Annotated in this window: 3 protein-coding genes; 1 reads left to right on the forward strand and 2 read right to left on the reverse strand. The window is 42.2% G+C overall.

All coding sequences use genetic code 11. The annotated features are described in order from the left end of the window. On the forward strand, positions 1-689 hold a 689-nt coding region (locus tag L3N51_RS12260; RefSeq protein ID WP_238027504.1), incomplete at its 5' end, for a cbb3-type cytochrome c oxidase subunit I. A 34-nt stretch (positions 690-723) separates the two neighbouring features. Here L3N51_RS12260 and L3N51_RS12265 read toward each other — a convergent pair. Beyond that, positions 724-1,473, reverse strand: coding sequence for a CBS domain-containing protein (locus L3N51_RS12265; protein WP_238027505.1), 750 nt, complete (start codon positions 1,471-1,473; stop codon positions 724-726). Between the two features lie 545 nt (positions 1,474-2,018). Then, positions 2,019-2,486, reverse strand: coding sequence for an ankyrin repeat domain-containing protein (locus L3N51_RS12270; RefSeq protein ID WP_238027506.1), 468 nt, complete (start codon positions 2,484-2,486; stop codon positions 2,019-2,021). Between the last annotated feature and the right edge of the window lie 246 nt (positions 2,487-2,732).

The following is a 2,732-nucleotide window of genomic DNA, read 5'->3' on the forward strand; positions in this document are numbered from 1 at the left end:
GATTTGCCTTCATATTTGCAGCTGCAGTGTGGAACATCATAGGAGGGATACAGGCGGAACCCACTAATCCGACGCCCTCATTGGACCCAACGATTCACAACACAGGATGGATATTCGGTCACTTCCACATAATGCTGGCAATCTACTCAGTAGGTGGCCTGCTAGGTGCCCTCTACGTGGTGGGTCCTGATCTGTTTGGCAGGAAATGGTATAGCACCAAGCTGGGATGGCTCCACTTCTGGGGATGGCAGGCGGGAATGGGACTGTTTGCGGTAGCCTCCAGCGAAGGCGGATTCTTCGGGCTGATCAGAAGGGAAGTGGCGTGGGCTGGGTTCTATGAGGTATACTATCAACTCTTGCTGATTGGAGGATGGCTAGCAGGGTTTGCTACCATCATATTCGCATATAACCTTATACTGACCCTCCTATATGGCGAAAAGGTGCCCAAGACTGACATACCCATGTGGGCAGTTCAGACGATAGCCATGGAGAGATATGCCATGAGGAGAGAAGGCTATAAGGAAGAGGAAATGCCAGTTGCTCTACCAGCAGATGGCATGATTAGGCTAGAAGAGAATTCAGGAATTTCCAATGGTACTCCGGTGGGTGCAAAGGCACTAGATTCGGCATCTCTTGACATGGGCAATCAGGGTCCAAGTAAGGGATTAACTGACCTGGGCAAAAGTTAAAATTTTGTAAAAGATAAAAATTTTTTATTTTAGTTTAAAGGATGTTAAGCGCAGAATATATCAAGTCTCTTTCTGTCACAATTCCCACAATTTTATCCTCCACGACCGGTACTGTGCCTATTCTTTTCTCATCCATTATCTTTACCACTTTCATGATAGTGTCCAATTTCTTCGCAGTCACTGGATTTCTCGTCCCAACCTCAAGGACTGGTTGAGGTTCTACGTTCTTTAGAAGAGATTTCACGATATCTGCTGCCGTAACTATACCCACCAGTCTTTCGCCGTCCATTACGGGCAACCTTCTAACCCTGTGAGTTGTCATAAGTTTGGAGGCATCCAGAGAGTCACTATCCTGTCCAATGGTATACACATTGGGAGACATAACTGAATCCACGAGACCAGAAAAAGTTCTTCTGGCCATTAACCTAACAAGATCTCTCTCCGTAAAGATACCAATTATCACGTCGCCATCCATTACAGGAACCCCACCTATATCATGAGCCACCATGACCCTCAAAACATCTCTAACATCATCATCCGCATTCGCTCTGATCAGTCTCTCACTCATCAAGTCCTTGACCCTCAGCTCCATCAACTTTCCTCCGTACTGAGCGTATGCCTGAACCACGGATCTAGTTGTGACAATGCCCTCAGGTTTTCCATCCTTAAGAACTATTACCCGCCCGGACCTATCCCTACTCAATACCTCTATGAGCTCTCGCATATCGGACTCCGGATTTACCGACACGATCACCGGAGTCATTACATCTGAAACTTTTATCATGATTAATATTATTGATCCAAATAACATAAGCTTTTCTCTAGAGTCAAATTAGAGATATTAATTGGGTTCTATCTTAAGACTATTAACCTGAATAGTTTCAGGATTTAATGAGGCCAGATTTCACAGAGTAGGAGAATCATAACATGAAATAATACGGTATTCTATCATATGAATTTTCGTTTCTCGTATATTCTAATGTAGTCCGCCGTTTTACAGTTTTGAATCGTTTCCCACAGTGTGTGGAGTATCTGTTAAGCGACGTCTTCAGTTCTCTTTCAATTTAACATCTCATAGAAACCTAGAAATCCTTGATTACAGTTGCTCCACACACTTGGAAAATAGGAGAAATAGCGCAACTGATTGTAGAATAACGACCAAGAACAGACCCAGTACTTCACACCTTTCCTCCATATTCTACTCTTTAAGTCTATAAATAAGGCCAGGGATAAAGGACAGGGTCACATTATATTGTTGCATTTGGGGAGGAAACGTGAATACGTAGTAAACCAGACTAATCTAGGGAAACCTCATAGTCTGGGTTAGGTTCAGTTTGTACCCCTTTCAGGTAAAGTTCGCATCCGACCATTTTTTCCATATTCAAAATATTTTAGACCAAAATTATCCCTAACCTCCGGATCTGCCCCATTATCGAGAAGAAATTTTACTAAGTCATCCATTTCCAAGTAATATGCCTTATGCAGTAAGGGAAACCCCTGCTTATCCCGCTTGTTTGGATCTGCTCCCCTATTAACCAAGAGTTTTACCACTTCGACATTGCCATTACAAAAAGCCAGATGTATTGGAGAATTTCCTTCTGCGTCCTCTTCATTGGGATCAAAGCCCAAATCAAGTAAGTACCTTACAATCTCGATTTCTCCTTGAAAACAGGCTTCATGTAGAGGATTCCTACCATCCTTTAGACATCTCATGAGGTTTCTCTTATCCATTTCCTTCAGTTTCTCAGAGTTGCCTTCAGAAATCCAGTTAAATATCTTTGAACAATAATTCTGCATGTTATCTATTTTAACAGGGTTTTATTTAAACCATGCGTTATAGGGGCTTTCGATAGATAAGAGTTTTAGAGTAAGGTAGGGTAATAGCTCAACGTATGTTAATGGTACTCTCGCGCATTGCATGAATTTCCTGACCTGGCCTGGTTTGTGTATTTCACGTTAAAGGCTCTAGTGTGTGTATCATTTGAATTTTCTCCTTATAGATTATATATTTGCTTCACAAAATTTCGCCTAGATTATACAATT

It is taken from the genome of Metallosphaera javensis (ex Hofmann et al. 2022) (assembly GCF_022064045.1).
In the GTDB taxonomy this organism is placed as follows: domain Archaea; phylum Thermoproteota; class Thermoprotei_A; order Sulfolobales; family Sulfolobaceae; genus Metallosphaera; species Metallosphaera javensis.

What these genes read in the sequence shown, in the direction of transcription:
- L3N51_RS12265 (WP_238027505.1), bottom strand. Translation starts at nt 1,473, where the DNA reads ATGATAAAAGTTTCAGATGTAATGACTCCGGTGATCGTGTCGGTAAAT.
- L3N51_RS12270 (WP_238027506.1), bottom strand. Translation starts at nt 2,486, where the DNA reads ATGCAGAATTATTGTTCAAAGATATTTAACTGGATTTCTGAAGGCAAC.